A 13,484-nucleotide genomic window follows, 5' to 3' on the forward strand; every position below is an offset into this window, starting at 1 on the left:
CAGTTAACGCATTGATTTGGCAGTAATTTGGTAGGCCCGGGGGGTGATCCCACGCGCGACCACGGCGGTTTTGGCCGAGATGGGTTCTTTGAGATTCCGGGCATTCGTCTTGTGGCGCTGACGGCTGGCGATGAAGACTTCGAGCAGATCTTTGCCTTTTTGGACGACGACGACAGGGTGTTGATGCAGTTCAACCGGCGGGGCGAGTTGGGCGCGGAACTTGACGCCTCGACCATATCGCGCATCGCGGCGGCGCATGGGCTGCCTGCAAAGGACGTGTCGTCGGCCCTGATCCCCGGCAACGTTTGGGGTGGTGCGCCCTACAATGCAGACCTGAACCGGCACATGTCGGATGTTTCGGGTGTTGCGCGTGGCTACCTGTCCAAGAAGGTGGCACCGCCCGTTGCGGTCGAAGAGGGCCGCGCAAGAGCAAGTCACATCTTGGCAACCAGCGACAGCACAGGCGTTGGTTCCGGCGGCACCAATCTGCGCCATGTGACCGCTTTGACGCCTGTGACGGGTTTCATGCTGTCCAGCGGCCTGCGAGGCGGTGGAAACACTGTTTTTGTTCCAGCATCCGCAGGTGATCTTGCACCGGCTGTTGAAGCGGTGGACGGGCCACTTGGCACGACCGGGCTTGCGACGGCTATGCAAATGATGAACCATTTTCAGAACGCGGACGGTGGCGAGCGCACTGTCTGGACGGCGCGCAGTTCCGGCTTGTCGGGTGAGCGCCTGGACGAAATCCAACAGGGCGACACCCAGTTCGAAAACGCCATTGCGGAGCTGGCCCGCACGGCTGAATTGATGGCGGTCTATGACCGCGACCTGTTCTGCGAAACTGTCTATCTGAACTGCGGAACCAATGACCGGTCGGCCAGCATCACCGGCGCGGCCTATGCCGCCAGCCTGCGGCAATTGCTGGACGACAAGACCGCCCGCATCAAGGCGGTGACGGGGCAGGGCGAGGATGCTCACCTGTTCCACTGGCAAATTGCGGCCCCTCGTCTCAACGAGGGTGAGGCAAGTGAGATTTCCCGCGCGCAACTCGACATGGGCGAGGCGCATGGTGACATTCACATCATTGGCCCGTCCTATTGGGTGACGTTGAACGACAACGTGCACCCGGACGCCTTGGGCCACGACTTGAAAGGCGAGTATTTCGCCAAGGCGCATCGGAACTGGAAGCGGTACGGCGACACACGGCATGCACCAACACCTGACTTGGCAAACATCGGTGTGGCCGGTGCTGTAATCACGGTCCCGTTCTTTACCGTGCCACGGCACGATGGCGTCGCATCTCACTGGGCGCTGACCTTCAGTTCAGAGAACGTCGCGCAAGCCGTCAACCAGGGCTTTGTGATCAACGACAGCGGGGGTGCAGCCATCCAATCGGTTGTGATTTCCGACGATGGCGCAGGTGGCACTGGCACTGTCACCATCACGCTCGATCAAGCGCCTGCGTCGGGCGCATCACTGGAATACGCCTATACCGGCGCGGGCGCAGAGCAAGCCCACAGCCAAGCCTACGGCAACCTTGTCGACACAGACGCCACCGCCTCTTTGACGGAGCCGGGTTACGTGCTGATGAACCATGCCCTGTCCTTCAAAGAGGTGATCTCATGACGAACGCAGTAAATCATTTCCAGTTCCCAACATCTGTGCAGAACCCCAACCTGCCTGTTTTGCGGGGCTACAGGGCAACCATCGCCGATGATGCGCGCACGCAAGCCCTGTTCTCGGCGCTGGACATGCGTTTGACCTACGCGCCCGGCGGAACATTCGACGGGCTGGTGTCCTCGGTCGCCAACCGCAAATCCGGGTCGGTGGAAACCTTGGCTCAGGCGATTATCGGCGCGCAACCGTCCTATGATCGGGACGGCGGGCCAAACGGCCGGGGGGCGTTTCGGTTCTTCACAAGCGGCGATGATGCGCTGACAGCATCCGCGCCGTTTCCCGTGGGCGGCGACTTTTTCAAAGCCGTGGTGTTCAAGAGCGGCGCGGTCACAACCAACGAATACCTGATGTATTCCGGCACGGACGGCAATCGCCACATGCTGCAATTGGGTGCGGACAACAGCGTGCGCATGCGATGCGGGGCCAGCGGGTCCGAGGCCACGGCCGTTGCCAGTTTTGTGCCGGATCAATGGACGCTGGTTATCGGCACATGGAACGCCGCTACGAAAACGGCGGGGCTGTCCGTCAATGGTGCCGACTTTGTCACCGACAGCAACGCAGGCGCGGTCGTTGATGTTGCGACCAATATCATCAGCGATGGCTCTTTGAACGACGTGGAAGTCAGCGACATTGCCTATGGTTCTGCGGATCTGTCTTTGCCGGAACACGCCGACTTGCGCGCTGAAATCGAAGGCTATGCGCGCAATGTGCTGGGCCTGACGATCACCTGACGCCCGAACCTCAATTCAACTGCAACCGGCCCGCCACGTGCGGGCTTTTTCTATGGGAGAACTGAAATGCAATTTGTTCAAGACGCGCGGCGCGCGCTGACAATCGGATACACGGCTTGGGCGTTCTACGCGCTGGCGGCGGTGACCTTGGCACCGGATGTGATCTATTTGGCCTTCGCATGGGACACGAACCCCTTTGTGTGGTCCGTGTTGCAGATTGTCGTGATCGCCGGGGGCATCGTGGGGCGGGTGATCCAGCAAACCGAGGAAGGCGCGTGGCGCCGCCGGATCTGGATCTTTGCGGCCGTTCTGTTGTTTGCCTTTTGGGCGGTGCCGTCGCTTGCCATGAGTGTCTGGCCGCAGCCTTCGGAACCGGTGGTCGAGGACAGTTCCGGCCCCCCGACCTATGAGGAAACCGCCGCGATCCTGACGCCGCATGTGTCGCAGTGGGAGGGGCGACGCCTGACGGCTTATTTTGATCTGGTGGGCGTGGCAACGATCTGCGACGGCCACACCCGGACGGTCACGGCCGCCGATGTGCATGCCGGCACAACATTCTCGGCCGCCAAATGTGATGCGTTGCTGTCCGAGGAGCTGCACGAATACTGGTCCGAAACCCGCAAGGGGTTCACACCGGACACCATCGCTGGCCGCCTGACGCGGCATCGGGACGCGGCTTATGCCAGCCTGTCCTACAACGTCGGCTGGGGTGGCGTGCGCAAGAGCACGGCCACGCGCCGTCTGAATGCGGGTGACATCGCGGGAGGATGCGAGGCGTTGACCTGGTGGAACAAGGCCGGTGGGCGCGTCGTGCGCGGCCTGGTCAACCGCCGCAACGTCGAGTTCGACATGTGCATGATGGGTGTAGGTTGATGCGACTTTTGCAGGTGCTGGGCCTCGGACGTCGTGCGTCCGTCGTTGCGCTTGGCCTGGGGGCGGCGAGCGTCGCCCTGGGCCTTTACGCGTACATCCGGGCGGATGCGCGCGCTGACCTGAAATCTGAAATTGAGGATGTGAACGATGCGGCTCAACTGGACGCGTTTCGCGCTGATCTTGGCTATCTCGAATGTGTTGATGGCGGGTTCTTGTATGACTTCGGGACCGGTCAATGTCGACGGCCTGCACCGGGTGGTCGGTGACAGCCTGCCCGGTGCACAGGGCAAGACGCGTGACGATCAGGTAAAGATCGACCGGACGGTCGCGCGTCTATGTTCGGCGCAGATCTACACCCGCGCCAAGTGCGATGCCCACACGGTGGCCAGCGCGGCCCGATGGGGTGAAATCAGTCAAGACAAGCGGGGGCAATAGGCGCGATGCGTGAGCTTCAACCGCGTGAAAGCAGTAACGCAGAAAGACCAAAGATGTTCGACAAGCGGATAACCCTCGGAAACGTGTTGACCATGATCACCATGGCTGTTGCTGGTGCGGGGGCCTATTGGAGCCTCGCGGTTGAGCAGGCCACGCTCCGAGGGGATTTGAAGGTGCAGGAAATGCGCCTCGACAGTTTTGACGACGACACCAAGCGGCGTTTGCAGAGCATCGAGGGAAAGCTGGATCGGTTGCTGTTCGAGCGCGGTGGGGCGAAGTAGGGTTCGCGACTGTTGTGGGATGAAATTTCTAAAGTGCTCAGAACGAGTCAATAGCCATTTTGATGGCCGGATGCCTTGAAATTGACCGGCTGTTAACACACCTTAACCAATACAATCAGAACGCTTGGAATGGCCGATGAGCACTTAAAGGCAGGCACGTAGTGCGAGAAGCTCAATCTTAGAAAAAGAGGCTGAGTGTGGCTGGTTGAGATTGAGATCGAAAGGTGGGACACCTCATGAAGCGTACCTGCGGGCGAACTGATTGGGTGATGAACCTTTGTCGATCGGCTGGTCAATAGGGACACATATCACGGCTAGCTATTGGATAAACCCCACGCCAAACAATCGCAGTTGGGCATGACCTTGCCGAGAGGAAGAGCCATGTCAATTTTGAAATCGAAAGAGTTCAGGCCTCCGGCACCCTTGTTGGAGGCAGGCTATGCCAGAAACACTCTTAACACCAGACGTTGTTGAAATGATCACTGCACTGATTTCGGTGGTAATTGCTTTGATAGCGCTGTGGGAAATGCGGCGCATGCGTCGTGAGTCCACCAGCGAGAATCAAGAATTGCGACGCGAAATGACTGAAATCCGTGAGCGACTTGCAGCGGTTGAAGTCAACCAAAACTGACAAAAGCGGGGGTCGCCACGGCCCTCGCTTTTTCGTTGTTGGGCACAGCGCCCGACTTCTAAAAGGGGCCCGTGCTTGCGTGCTGAGCGAAGGCCATGCGCAGGTTAACCACACACTGCGCCTACGACCGGTGTCAGCCCAAAGCGGACATTGGATCTGGCCAGTAGGGTGACCGCAGGGCGGACAAACCGACCCTTTGCGAAACGCCAAGAACCAGCTTAGCTTCGGACAGATGATCCAAAGGGAAACCGTAGGCGAATGAACTACGAAGAATGTTTGCGCTCAACATACTTTGACTTGGAAAGCTGGCTCATTGCCCTTCTAGGATTGGGCATTTCGTTCATTTTTTTGAGATACGGCAAGATGGCCTTCGCCATCGTGTCTGCTTGTATCGGCATATTGCTAGCCCTTTCATGGGCGTATTTGTATTACGAACTGAAGTGTGTGGAGCTCATTGGCTTGTAGGAGCTTTGGCTCCAAGCAGACTTTAGCCGCGCGCCGCGCCGACGACCGTTGCCAGCCCACAGCGGACATCGGATCTGGCCAGTAGAGTGACCGCAGGGCGGGACAAAGCAGACTTGTGCAGGTGCAGCTTTCGCTGACGCAGAAACCATTCGCATCTGCGACATGCGTTTCGCTGCATTGCAGCCAATTTCGCCGAAGCGGTCCTTTGGCTTGCCAATTGAGACACCCAGAAAAACCGCCCGAACGCCGCGTGATACGGTAGCCAGGACGAAAGCTGAGTAAGGCTAGTCGGCACGCTCAAACAGAGTTTCGACCAACGACTACACCTGCGTGTGTCGCCAGTAGATATCCGCGGATGCACTCTGTGCCCGTACTGTCCCAGATTAGTCCGAGGAGTTGCACGACATATAGCGAAACACATTGTGAACCTCCAACTGGACTGCGCGGAAATTTTTGGATTCCGCCTACATCGGTGAAGTCATTGATCTTCAACACGGACAACTACCTCCATAGCGAGAAGATCGGTATCTTCTCCATGGTAGCTTCCGGCAACCGGAGCGACCTGTGATATGTTCCGCGCAACGGCCACCGGAATCAGATTGGCCGACCCCACCGACCTGTTCGTTGGGTCGAACGGGATCCAACCGGCCCCGGGAACGAAGACTTCGGCCCATGCATGTGTAGAGCCAGAGCCGGCAGATCCGAGCCGGTCATTACTGTGGTCGTAAAGATAGCCGGACACCAGACGCGCCCCGAGACCCAGCGTTCGGATAGCCTCGGCATAGAGGACCGCAAAGTCACGACACGAACCGTAGCCCCGGTCGAGGGTTTCGAGTGGTCCTTGCGTGCCTTCGCTCTCGCGGATCACATACGCGATCTGCGCTGTGATGCCATTGCTGACGTCCTTCAAGAGCGACAACGTATCCGTTGGCCTGCGCATCACGAATTGCTCGACCCAGTTTGACAGGCGCCCTGCGTCGTCTTGGTATTGTGGTGCAGAAAGCGCCCCGAGATCTTTCCAGTCTTCGGCGGAGTAAAGGAATGGGTATGACGCCGCAGAGGCCGCGATCGGGAAGACAGGCCAGTCAGGTGCAGTGAGGACGGCGGTCGTATGCGACCGGATCGATAGTGTTTCCGTTGTGGCATCGAAATTGGCGATGGCGATGGCGTTTCCAGCGACATCGTGGGACCAGTCGATGCGAGCCGTTGGCGTGATATCAAGATCGAAAGCCGTCAATGTGAGGTCCCGCGTTTCACGAGGACGCAACATCAGCCTGTGTGGACCAAGGACCACGACGGTGCGATAGCGATAGGTGGTCGTGTGTGTGATCGTAATCGTTGGCATGCAGCAGATCTAAGTCGACCGACCGCCGGAGCGAGACCGACCTGTGCTGACCCCTTCGGGCATTGCCGCGCGCCATGCTGTCGTTCCTTTGCATCTTGCACAGATGCGCTGGCCGAACCCTTCGCTCCAAAACGAAGCATCACAACGCAAACAAAACCGCGGCTTCGGCACATCGCCAAGCGCGCGGCTGGGGTGATCCATCAGGATGTCGTCGACTTTGGCTTGCATCATATCCTCGCGTTCATTTGGTCCCTGAAATTGCATTTCGGACATCATACGGAAACGGATGAAGTGCGCGGTCGGCACGGCATCCCTTCATTCTCGGCGTCATGAATGTCCGAAGCGTCCCGCGAAGCCCCTTGCGCTGTTGCGTTTTCGGTCTCAGCGTCCGCGTTTTCCATGTCAATCTGTGTCCTCCGCGATCCCGAGTAGAGATGGCGCAATTGAGCCTCGGACACCCCGTCGGCCTGCATGACGAGTTGCACCATCGGATCGGCCAGCATTTCTTCGAGAAAGACCTGTGACAGGTCCTTGCCGGACAGTTTGTCTCTCGCACGGGCGCGGTCAAGATCGAGAAGCGACACAGTCAGGCTCCGTGTTAATCCCGGATGGGACAGGCGTGGATGCAAATGGACCACGACGGAGGCCTTCCAGGCCTGAGGGTCCTTGTGATCAGGTGGTGAGGCGAATTCAGTCTCGATATCATACTCTCCGGCGGGAAGCGTTTCGTCGAAGCCAGGAAGATTGAAAGGCCGGTCAAAAACCGCGATGGTTTTCGCTCTTTGTTCGTCCATTGCGTTTGATCCTTTCAATTGAACAGTTTTCCATGACATCGAGCAAAACCAGCCCTTTCCGGTGCATGCGTCAGGTTTTCTTCGGACCCGGAGAACCCGGTTTCGCAGCAGCGTCCGGCGCCTTGAGTGCCGGTTCTTTTTTCGACGGTTCCGCAGGTTTGGCTTTCAGTATGGCAGCAGCTTTGGTGGTCAGGTCTTTGAAAGACATGCTCTTCATCCTTTTTGGGTTTTCCGCTGGAATTTCCGGGCCTCGATCAGGCACGAATTCTCGAGTGCGGCTTATTGGTATATGTGTATTGACCGGCCCTTTTACCATGGCGCGGTGTGGGACTAGTCGGCGGGGTATGATCTTCGTAGGCCCCGCCGACGACCATTGTGGGTGTCATACCAAGGTCAGGAAGGGGTGGGCCTCGCGGTCCTTTGCACTTCCGTTCATCTTTTGCTTGCCATGAACAACCTTGGCGACATCTGGGGCGCTCATCGCCCGCATGAGGGCGCTGTAGTTCATGCCCATTTTCATCTCGGAGCCAACGGGCACAGCGGCTTTGGCTGAGTCGACAACGGTGTGGTCGCTGGTCGCGCCAATAAACGCCGTTCCCGGGGAAAACATAAGACCGCTTGCGTCGGTGTCTTGCTGCCCGACAGCAAGGATGGTTCGGGCTCGGAGGTCATCACTTCGAACCAAATTGAGCATCCCAAGCTCCGGAGCAATTGACATGGTCGGCACTGGGCTTGGTTTGCGGCTTGTTTCGATCACTTCGGCAAAAAGGGTAAAGGCATCCGTATGAAGGCCAGTGATCGGATGCCCAGTCACGGGGTCGGTGCCCAGAAGGATCGCCTCACCCAGACGCAGGTTGTTGACCCGCCCGGTTGAAACGTCGCCAAGCGCCCATGGCAAATTGGCCGAGCCACCTCCTGACACAAGCTCTAGAAATGGTCCGCAGGCGCCTTCGACTTGGTCGGCCAGTCTCGAGAGCATGGCCATGTCACCGGCCGTCGGTGCAACGTCGCCCATGCAGGCAAAATTTGCAGCGATGCCTTTGAGAGCGACACCGGGTGTTGCGATGACCTGAGCGGCGAAGTCATTGAGGTTCTCTTGTAAAATGCCTTCGCGCATATCGCCCATTTCGACCATCAGGATGACATCGTGCGAGGCACCCTGTTCCTTTGCGGCTGCGCCAAGCTTCAGGATCGTGTCCATCTCTGTGTTATAGCTCGCGTCGCTATACTGGATGACGTCTTCCATCTCGCTCAGTAGCGGCGCGCGGATCAGCGAAATTGGGCACGTGATCCCCGCGGTCCGCATCCGCACGACGTTTTTGATGCGTGCGTCGGCCAGACCGGCAACGCCACCGTCCAGCATTGCCTCGGCTACGTCAGGATGCCCACACACTGCCTTGGTCACACCGGTGACCGAGATTCGACGAGCGCCAAGACGTCGGACGAGATATCGCGCGTTGGCCTGGATCTTACCCAGATTAACTTCCACTCGCGGCGAGGTCATTCTGCGGCCGCGAGAGGCACTGGCCGCAACTGCGGAAAGGCGGACAGTACCATGTCGCTGAGGTGCACTTCTGGCCGAGTCAGCGCGTCCGTCACCGGAATGCCGAGGTCGCGCGAAAGACTGTCAATTGCACGAATGACCTCGGTGCCCGTCATCGCTTCGTGATTGAGTGTGATTCCGATCACCCGTGTGTCAGCAAAAGCTTCGATCAGGGCGATTTCGCTTTTCGGCCCGGGCATCGGCATGGCGGGAAAGTCGCAGCGATGAGCGCGTTTGGGCGCATGTTGAAGAACAACACCGTGCGGCTGGCTGCCGCGCAGGATGAATGCCGACGTGCAAAAAGCCGGGTGGCTGAGCGCACCTTGTCCTTCGATCAGGATGACATCCGGGTCTTCGCCGTGAGACGCCGCGACAATCACGCGTTCAAGTTCCCCGCAGCAAAACTGCGGTGGCACGGCGTCCATGGCGATGCCGTATTTTGCGCCCTGCATAAGCCCCGTCTGGCCGGTGCCGACGAGGACGGTCTTGATACCACACGCGTTCAGTTCCCTGGCTAGAACTGTCGCTGTTGTCCGCTTGCCGATTGCGCAATCCGTTCCCAGCACCGCAATGCGGATGGCCTTCACCTCGGACACACTTCCGTCAAACAGGCGCATGTCCTTGCTTGGTCTGGGTTTGCGGATATCGCGGATCGTCACGTTGGCCGCGTCGGCAGCACCTCTGATCTCGGGATCGTCACCGAGATATTCGTGCAGGCCACTGACGACGTTCATGCCAAGCGCGATAGCATCCAGCACGACCTCCCGATCTGCCGGTGACATCTTGCCAGTGGAGGGGGCCATACCATAGATCAAAGTGTCGGGGATATTTACCTCTCGCGTAACCGCAGCTTCGAGGTCTTCGACGACCGGGATGCCGTTGCGCACATTGTCCAGCACCTGCCCGCTGTCGCGCCCATCAAGTTTGCTGTCTATGACCGAATGAATGCGGTAGGCTTGGCTGTGACGGACAAGCCCGTTTGCGGTCTTGCCGTCGATCTGTCCGAAGTTCCGCTCACAATAGACAACCGCTGTGGGCACCCCGTATGTCACAGTCTTTTTGGTATGAGATCGACGGGACGCGGATACGTCAGGTGGGGCTTGCAGCCCCATCGTTGACAGCTTTGTCGTCGGTTTTTCTGGATTGTCAGATTCCACGATTATTCCTTTGCCAAGCGGGTTTACCCGGGTCCGATCACATGGAGCGTTCGGGCGGGTGAGCCGCGTTTCATCTTGGATTGCGATCGCTAGTCGTTGAGGACGCAACGCCCCTGCGATCGCTGGAAGTTCCTGTGGCACGCCCACCGGCTTCCCGATCTGTCGAGATGCGCATTGTCGGGGAGGTCGATTTTTGTGCAGCCGTCTTTGGACTCTGCAAAGCCGCGATGACACTTCCAGCCCGGGCCATAGCCTGCATCGTCGAAATATGCATTCTCCGGGACGATGACAGCCTCACAGATGTCATCGCGTTCGAAATAGCCCCGCTCACATGTCCAGGGCTGGCCATACGACGACGCGTTCAGAAAGGCATTGTCGGGAACCGCGATAGCGGCACATGTCTCACCTTCGACCTGGTAGCCGCGGTTGCAAAGCCAAGCGGCGCCATAGGAGTCGGCCGACAGATACGCATTGTCCGGCACAACAACTTCCAGGCAAATGCCGTCGACCTTAATGTAGCCGCGCAAGCACCTCCATCTTTGTCCTGAAGGGTCGAGATAGCCGCCTTCGGGCACGACGACCTCAAGACAAGCCGGGCCATCGACCTCCTGAAATCCGTGCAGACACTCCCAGCCCTTGCCGTAGGTCCGGTTGGTGGAATAGGCATTCTCCGGAACGATGATGGCAAGGCAGGCATCGCCGTCACGCCGGTACCCACGATCACATTCCCATCCCTCGCCATAGCTTTTGGGCTGCGCATTCGTGGGCATCGGGGCAGCCAGAGATTGGGCGAAAGACTGCGATCCGATTGCGATGAGCGCGACGAATGCGAGCGCGAGGAATTCCGCGGAGGCTATTGCAAAGCGAGACGACACCATTGCAAGCGCGCCTGCGATGCCCCTAGACGAAATAGGCGACAGTTTGAGGCCACTACGATGCATCAAGGTCGAGACCTTCGATGCATGCCTGCGCCAGATCGCGGTTCGGACCCTCAGACCCTGGCATCGTCGCCCAGCCTGTTTCCATGACAACGTCGCGCCGCTTGAACGATGATGCCTCACGGATTGTGGCGAGCTTTGCAATGCGTTCATTGTCGGTTCGGGACATGTCGAGGCAGAAGGGCACGAGCGCCGCGATAACTCGGTCCTCCGCCATCTCGCTTGCCATCTCCTCAGCGCCGCCTCCGGTCATCCAGCCGCCCCAGGAAAATCCAACAATGCCGACGAACGCCGCGCCAAGGAGCGCGCCGTAAATTCCGGGTTTCAGCCATTCGGGTGTCGTCATGTCTTGTCCTCCTGCGGGGAAAGCGCCGCTTCGCTGTCATTGATAGTTTCCGAGAGGGCCTGATCACATGCAATTGCGTGCTCCAGATCCTCCCATGTGGTCAATTGCATCGTCGTTTGACCCGTGTTGCTCCCGCGCCCCTGGACCATCAGATATGTCGCGATGCGCCGGTAAGCCTCGAAGCTGAGACCTTGCATAAGCTCTTCCTCGACAACGATTTCATACGTGCCGGCCGCAAGCTCCCGCTGGCTGTCGCCAATCATGAAGTCGTTGGAAAACGTCACCATTGATCTGGTCGAACGCGTGAGCATCCCAGGCCTCCATTGAACAGAATGTTAAACTTTCCGCAGCCGCCATTATGGCCAGCGTCGTCGCAGCAAGGCGGTTGAATAGACACTATCCGAACTTTCGGTGTGTGATGCTGATCGAGGTTAGCCCCAGTCGGTTTCTTGGCTGTCAAGGTGAGATGCAAAGCCGTCGCGCGGCTCCAGACACCTGCGTGCAAGTCTTCGCATCCACCGCACACCGAAAGGAAATCCATGTCCGCCTCAGACGTCCTTCATCCGGATGGCAGCGACTACGATGCCTTCCTCTTCGCGGAATTGGGCGAGGACAAAACCGGTGCAGCCGTCACGGTCTTGTCAGCGCTTGCGCGCCTTGACCTCGAGCCTTGGACCGAGGCGCGTGAGCTTTCTGGTCTGGGTCGGGAGGACGCGAAAGTACGACTGACTACGCATTTTGAAGCGATTACCGACATTCCGGCGCTGGCTCTGGCAAGCGAGGGCAGAGCAGCAAAGCTGGTTTCATTGCTGCCGAAGCGCGCGCCGCTTCGCGTTTCGAAGCCACTCGAAGCAGGCAGCAACAACTCTCCAAAAATATCGATCTCATGGACAACGATGGCCCTCGTTGGAGTCGTGGTTCTAACGTGGTTCTTCTATCTGGCTCAGACGGGCTAACCTGCGTCAGTGCAAGGACGCGATCGAACCGGTTAGGTGATTCATGTCTACCGCTTATTGGGTTGGCATTTTTTGCGAGTATCTGAGGGGCGTGGGACGCATGCAGTCCCCAAAGAGTTTGCATGGGGTCTGCGCCTCTTATTTCTCGGACCGTCCAGGAAAGGACATTCCCATGAATGAAGAAGACCAAACCGAGGAAAACCAGACGGTGAAACACATGGCTTCCGTCAAGGCTGCCTGGGACAATGCACCCGAAGGCCCCAAGAAAGCGACCGCTCTCAAGCATTATCAAGCGGCCGAGAAGGCGCATGAGGCCGAAAACGACGAAGAGGCACACAACGAACTCAAGCAGGCAAGCCGCGCATTGGTGTAAAGTCGGCAAACCTGTGAAATGACTGCAAGGCCGCCCGAAGCCATACTGAGGGCGGCCGTTTCACGGCAACAAAGGCCGTGACTGATCGAGATAGGCCGGATCGAAATCCGCCAATGCAACCAGCCCCTCGTAGTCATCGAAGGTTACCAGCCCGCCCTGAAACGTGACGAGTCCGCGTTCGCGGAGCTTACGAAGGACGCGGTTGACGTGGATGGCACTTAACCCCAACGCATCTGCCAGATGATACTGTGTGAGCGGACAGGCGTAGCCTTCCCTGCTCCCTAATCCGACGAGTGACAGTCTCACACCAAGCTCCAGCAGAAAATGCGCCATGCGCGCATCCGCATCGCGCCGCCCGAGCCCAACAAGATGCTCGACAACCATCGCTTCGTCCCGCGACACGGCCCAGAGAATGGCCGTGGCCAGCCGTGGTGTCTCTGCGAAAGCTTGCAGAAGATCGCTCACCAGAACCTCCGCCGCCTCGATATCGACGATTGGTTCGATCCCATGATCGGATGTGTGCAACAGGACGCTGCGCAGGCCCAAAAAGTCCCCCGGTATCTGGAAATCAACGATCTGCCGCGACCCGTCAGCCTGGATCTTGTAAGAAACGACCCAACCTGCCGCCAGGATGTAAGCAGCCTGTTCCAATTGACCCTGGTGAACCAAGTCGCGCCCTGAAGAGAAAGACTTCCTCCGCTGATGCAAGCGCTCGAGAACGACCAGTTCCGTCTCCGAAAGAGCAACAAACGCAGAGAGCTTTTGGGTAAGTGGGCTGGCTTTGATGTTCATTACCGGTCCCTCCCGAACCGCGCATACTCCCGTAAGAAATCGGCGCTGAGACTGCTTTCGATCAGTACGGACTACCTAAATTATTGAGATGTTGGTCAATACTATCACGACCTCGCCCGGTTGCGTGGCAAGAAAGGAAGAGAATTG

At 58.4% G+C, this 13,484-nt stretch carries 17 protein-coding genes; 8 read left to right on the top strand and 9 right to left on the bottom strand.

Annotated features, from left to right (window positions below; genetic code table 11):
- Positions 1 to 27: 27 nt before the first annotated feature.
- The 6 genes from Q0936_RS07035 (at position 28) to Q0936_RS07060 (ending at position 4,628) form a co-directional block, all read left to right on the top strand.
- Entirely contained in the window at positions 28 to 1,626 is a 1,599-nt protein-coding gene (locus Q0936_RS07035) for a hypothetical protein (protein ID WP_299296807.1), read from the top strand.
- Complete coding sequence (locus Q0936_RS07040) at positions 1,623 to 2,408, top strand: LamG-like jellyroll fold domain-containing protein (protein ID WP_299296809.1); 786 nt, start codon at positions 1,623 to 1,625, stop codon at positions 2,406 to 2,408. Before Q0936_RS07035 ends, Q0936_RS07040 begins: the two co-directional genes overlap by 4 nt.
- A 66-nt stretch (positions 2,409 to 2,474) precedes the next feature.
- Positions 2,475 to 3,281, top strand: a complete 807-nt coding sequence (locus Q0936_RS07045; protein ID WP_299296811.1) for a lysozyme — start codon at positions 2,475 to 2,477, stop codon at positions 3,279 to 3,281.
- Positions 3,281 to 3,547, top strand: coding sequence for a hypothetical protein (locus Q0936_RS07050; RefSeq protein WP_299377971.1), 267 nt, complete (start codon positions 3,281 to 3,283; stop codon positions 3,545 to 3,547). The genes Q0936_RS07045 and Q0936_RS07050 overlap by 1 nt, the downstream gene beginning before the upstream one ends.
- A gap of 222 nt (positions 3,548 to 3,769) precedes the next feature.
- On the top strand, positions 3,770 to 3,997 hold the full coding sequence (locus Q0936_RS07055; RefSeq protein ID WP_299145968.1) for a hypothetical protein: 228 nt from the start codon (positions 3,770 to 3,772) through the stop codon (positions 3,995 to 3,997).
- Positions 3,998 to 4,436: 439 nt separating this feature from the next.
- Entirely contained in the window at positions 4,437 to 4,628 is a 192-nt protein-coding gene (locus Q0936_RS07060) for a hypothetical protein (protein ID WP_299296815.1), read from the top strand.
- 943 nt (positions 4,629 to 5,571) lie between these two features.
- Here the strand turns inward: Q0936_RS07060 and Q0936_RS07065 are convergent.
- The 8 genes from Q0936_RS07065 to Q0936_RS07100 all read right to left on the bottom strand — a co-directional run bounded on the left by Q0936_RS07065 (position 5,572) and on the right by Q0936_RS07100 (position 11,527).
- Positions 5,572 to 6,438 carry a transglutaminase family protein gene (locus Q0936_RS07065; protein WP_299296817.1) on the bottom strand — a complete coding sequence of 289 codons (867 nt, stop codon included), beginning with the start codon at positions 6,436 to 6,438 and terminating at the stop codon, positions 5,572 to 5,574.
- Between the two features lie 272 nt (positions 6,439 to 6,710).
- A complete protein-coding gene (locus tag Q0936_RS07070; RefSeq protein WP_299296819.1) occupies positions 6,711 to 7,232 on the bottom strand; it encodes a hypothetical protein in 522 nt (173 codons plus the stop codon).
- Positions 7,233 to 7,302: 70 nt separating this feature from the next.
- Entirely contained in the window at positions 7,303 to 7,440 is a 138-nt protein-coding gene (locus tag Q0936_RS07075) for a hypothetical protein (protein WP_299146666.1), read from the bottom strand.
- Between the two features lie 174 nt (positions 7,441 to 7,614).
- Complete coding sequence (locus tag Q0936_RS07080) at positions 7,615 to 8,736, bottom strand: alanine/ornithine racemase family PLP-dependent enzyme (protein WP_299146665.1); 1,122 nt, start codon at positions 8,734 to 8,736, stop codon at positions 7,615 to 7,617.
- Complete coding sequence (locus Q0936_RS07085) at positions 8,733 to 10,073, bottom strand: DUF1611 domain-containing protein (protein ID WP_299296821.1); 1,341 nt, start codon at positions 10,071 to 10,073, stop codon at positions 8,733 to 8,735. The genes Q0936_RS07080 and Q0936_RS07085 overlap by 4 nt, the downstream gene beginning before the upstream one ends.
- On the bottom strand, positions 10,022 to 10,810 hold the full coding sequence (locus Q0936_RS07090; protein ID WP_299296823.1) for a hypothetical protein: 789 nt from the start codon (positions 10,808 to 10,810) through the stop codon (positions 10,022 to 10,024). The genes Q0936_RS07085 and Q0936_RS07090 overlap by 52 nt, the downstream gene beginning before the upstream one ends.
- A 52-nt stretch (positions 10,811 to 10,862) precedes the next feature.
- Positions 10,863 to 11,216, bottom strand: coding sequence for a hypothetical protein (locus tag Q0936_RS07095; RefSeq protein ID WP_299146661.1), 354 nt, complete (start codon positions 11,214 to 11,216; stop codon positions 10,863 to 10,865).
- Positions 11,213 to 11,527 carry a hypothetical protein gene (locus Q0936_RS07100; protein WP_299146660.1) on the bottom strand — a complete coding sequence of 105 codons (315 nt, stop codon included), beginning with the start codon at positions 11,525 to 11,527 and terminating at the stop codon, positions 11,213 to 11,215. Before Q0936_RS07100 ends, Q0936_RS07095 begins: the two co-directional genes overlap by 4 nt.
- 228 nt (positions 11,528 to 11,755) lie before the next feature.
- On the opposite strand from Q0936_RS07100, the gene Q0936_RS07105 reads away from it, so the two are divergent.
- Both Q0936_RS07105 and Q0936_RS07110 read left to right on the top strand, forming a co-directional pair.
- Positions 11,756 to 12,172 carry a hypothetical protein gene (locus Q0936_RS07105; protein ID WP_299146659.1) on the top strand — a complete coding sequence of 139 codons (417 nt, stop codon included), beginning with the start codon at positions 11,756 to 11,758 and terminating at the stop codon, positions 12,170 to 12,172.
- A 172-nt stretch (positions 12,173 to 12,344) separates the two neighbouring features.
- Positions 12,345 to 12,545: a hypothetical protein gene (locus Q0936_RS07110; RefSeq protein WP_299146657.1), complete on the top strand. Its 201-nt coding sequence runs from the start codon at positions 12,345 to 12,347 to the stop codon at positions 12,543 to 12,545.
- 60 nt (positions 12,546 to 12,605) lie between these two features.
- Here Q0936_RS07110 and Q0936_RS07115 read toward each other — a convergent pair whose 3' ends face one another.
- Complete coding sequence (locus Q0936_RS07115) at positions 12,606 to 13,337, bottom strand: Crp/Fnr family transcriptional regulator (RefSeq protein WP_298975056.1); 732 nt, start codon at positions 13,335 to 13,337, stop codon at positions 12,606 to 12,608.
- Between the last annotated feature and the right edge of the window lie 147 nt (positions 13,338 to 13,484).

The organism is uncultured Tateyamaria sp. (assembly GCF_947488715.1).
Lineage (GTDB): Bacteria > Pseudomonadota > Alphaproteobacteria > Rhodobacterales > Rhodobacteraceae > Tateyamaria.

What these genes read in the sequence shown, in the direction of transcription:
- Q0936_RS07040 (WP_299296809.1), top strand. Translation starts at nt 1,623, where the DNA reads ATGACGAACGCAGTAAATCATTTCCAGTTCCCAACATCTGTGCAGAAC.
- Q0936_RS07045 (WP_299296811.1), top strand. Translation starts at nt 2,475, where the DNA reads ATGCAATTTGTTCAAGACGCGCGGCGCGCGCTGACAATCGGATACACG.
- Q0936_RS07050 (WP_299377971.1), top strand. Translation starts at nt 3,281, where the DNA reads ATGCGACTTTTGCAGGTGCTGGGCCTCGGACGTCGTGCGTCCGTCGTT.
- Q0936_RS07055 (WP_299145968.1), top strand. Translation starts at nt 3,770, where the DNA reads ATGTTCGACAAGCGGATAACCCTCGGAAACGTGTTGACCATGATCACC.
- Q0936_RS07060 (WP_299296815.1), top strand. Translation starts at nt 4,437, where the DNA reads ATGCCAGAAACACTCTTAACACCAGACGTTGTTGAAATGATCACTGCA.
- Q0936_RS07065 (WP_299296817.1), bottom strand. Translation starts at nt 6,438, where the DNA reads ATGCCAACGATTACGATCACACACACGACCACCTATCGCTATCGCACC.
- Q0936_RS07070 (WP_299296819.1), bottom strand. Translation starts at nt 7,232, where the DNA reads ATGGACGAACAAAGAGCGAAAACCATCGCGGTTTTTGACCGGCCTTTC.
- Q0936_RS07075 (WP_299146666.1), bottom strand. Translation starts at nt 7,440, where the DNA reads ATGTCTTTCAAAGACCTGACCACCAAAGCTGCTGCCATACTGAAAGCC.
- Q0936_RS07080 (WP_299146665.1), bottom strand. Translation starts at nt 8,736, where the DNA reads ATGACCTCGCCGCGAGTGGAAGTTAATCTGGGTAAGATCCAGGCCAAC.
- Q0936_RS07090 (WP_299296823.1), bottom strand. Translation starts at nt 10,810, where the DNA reads ATGGTGTCGTCTCGCTTTGCAATAGCCTCCGCGGAATTCCTCGCGCTC.
- Q0936_RS07095 (WP_299146661.1), bottom strand. Translation starts at nt 11,216, where the DNA reads ATGACGACACCCGAATGGCTGAAACCCGGAATTTACGGCGCGCTCCTT.
- Q0936_RS07100 (WP_299146660.1), bottom strand. Translation starts at nt 11,527, where the DNA reads ATGCTCACGCGTTCGACCAGATCAATGGTGACGTTTTCCAACGACTTC.
- Q0936_RS07105 (WP_299146659.1), top strand. Translation starts at nt 11,756, where the DNA reads ATGTCCGCCTCAGACGTCCTTCATCCGGATGGCAGCGACTACGATGCC.
- Q0936_RS07110 (WP_299146657.1), top strand. Translation starts at nt 12,345, where the DNA reads ATGAATGAAGAAGACCAAACCGAGGAAAACCAGACGGTGAAACACATG.
- Q0936_RS07115 (WP_298975056.1), bottom strand. Translation starts at nt 13,337, where the DNA reads ATGAACATCAAAGCCAGCCCACTTACCCAAAAGCTCTCTGCGTTTGTT.